The 1,011-nt window shown below is 52.3% G+C and carries 1 protein-coding gene; it reads left to right on the forward strand.

The window, feature by feature from the left end:
• The coding region (locus M977_RS23795; protein WP_064519647.1) for a beta-barrel domain-containing protein at positions 1 to 1,011 on the forward strand (1,011 nt) is incomplete at both ends.

Raw genomic sequence — 1,011 nt, forward strand, 5'->3', positions numbered from 1 at the left:
ATTTTTGTGCAGGATGGCCAGGCTGTCCGGGCAGGCGAACCGTTGATGACGCTGGATACGCATATCATCGATCACGAACAAAAAAGGGCCGAAGTTGATCATGACATGGCGTTACTGCAGGTCGCGCGCTCCCGTGCCCTGCTCGACTCCGTGGCCACGGGAAAACTGGTTCAACTCAACGGCACCGATGGCATCACCGCAGACAAAGTAGCGGATGCACGCAATCAGCTCAACGGCCAGTGGCTGAGTTTTGTGACCCGGTTACAGGACCTGAACGGAGAAGTGGCGCGCTACAGCCAGCAGATGCCTCTCGTGTCTCAGCGGGCGGAAAACTACCGGGAACTCGCTAAAAATCATGATGTGTCGATAACGTCCTGGCAGGAGAAAGAGCAGGACAGCGTTGAACTGCGCGGCAAGCTCACTGATGCACAACATCAGCGGGATAATTTTATGGCTGAAACGCGTAAGAAAACCGAAGAAGAACTCACGGAGGCTATCCGCCAGCAGGCCGAATCACAGCAGGATGTAATGCGCGCGAATGCGCATAAAAAACTGCTTCAGATCACCGCCCCGGTGGACGGTATTGTGCAACAACTGGCGGTGCACACCGTCGGCGGCGTGGTAACCGCAGCACAACCTTTAATGGTTGTCGTGCCGGAACAAAATCAGGTTGAAATCGAAGCCATTGTCGAAAACAAAGATATTGGTTTTATCCATAAAGGCCAGAAGGCCGCGGTGAAAATTGAGGCCTTTGATTACACCAAATACGGCATGATGTCCGGCGAGGTGACCTATGTTTCACGGGATGCGATGAACGCCGGCTCCAGCAATGTGACCGATGAAAGTGCCAAAAGCAGCGCAGATAACAGCAATGATGAACCGAAACCACAGAACTCCCAGTATTCCATCCATATTCAGTTAGCGCATAAGAGTATGAATATTGATGGTGAAAATGTTGCGCTGAAGCCCGGCATGAGTACCTCGATAGAAATTAAAACAGGCAGTCGCCGG

The sequence above is a fragment of the Buttiauxella gaviniae ATCC 51604 genome, assembly GCF_001654835.1.
Classification (GTDB): domain Bacteria; phylum Pseudomonadota; class Gammaproteobacteria; order Enterobacterales; family Enterobacteriaceae; genus Buttiauxella; species Buttiauxella gaviniae.